The 570-nt window shown below is 78.9% G+C and carries 1 protein-coding gene; it reads left to right on the top strand.

Going from position 1 to position 570, the window contains the following annotated elements:
• On the top strand, nt 1–570 hold a 570-nt coding region (locus DZF91_RS40015; protein WP_199486809.1), incomplete at both ends, for a hypothetical protein.

The raw sequence follows: 570 nt of genomic DNA, 5'->3' as shown, positions 1-570 counted from the left end.
CGCCCGGCGGGCCCGACCCCGCCGGGAACCGGCCGCCCGAGAAGGCGCCGCCCCGGACGCGCGTCCTCGGCCCGTCCGCCACGGACGCCGGCGGACCCGCCGGGCCGCCCAAGAAGGCGGACCCGCCGGGCACGCGCGTGATGTCGGAGACGATGGTCGGCGGCTTCGACTTCCTCGACCGGACGCCGTCGCCCGAGCGTCCGGTGCACGAGATCCCGCCGCCGAGCGACCGCACCGAGCGACGCGTCCTGGAGCGGTACGGGATCGGGTTCGTGTCCGGGGCGCAGGACGCCGGGGAGCTGCTCGACGCCGTCCGGGAGCAGACCGAGGCGTACCACGCCGTGCTCTCCCCGGACGACGCCGACTCGACCCGGATCGACGAGGCGTCCGGCATCCGCGCCGGGGTGCCCAGCGTGCTGCTGGTCGGCGCGCCGCACACCGGGCAGCGGCGGCTCGCGCGGCTGATCGCGCTGACGCTCGCGGAGGCCGGCCTCGGGGACGGCACGGTCCGCGCGCACGACGCCGACGACGTGCGCGAGTCCGCGGCCGGTCCGCCGTCCGGCGGCGCGT

The organism is Actinomadura logoneensis, from assembly GCF_003428695.1.
Taxonomy (GTDB): domain Bacteria; phylum Actinomycetota; class Actinomycetes; order Streptosporangiales; family Streptosporangiaceae; genus Spirillospora; species Spirillospora logoneensis.
Note: the sequence above shows the minus strand (reverse complement) of the source record. Positions and strands in the feature narration are given on the sequence as shown.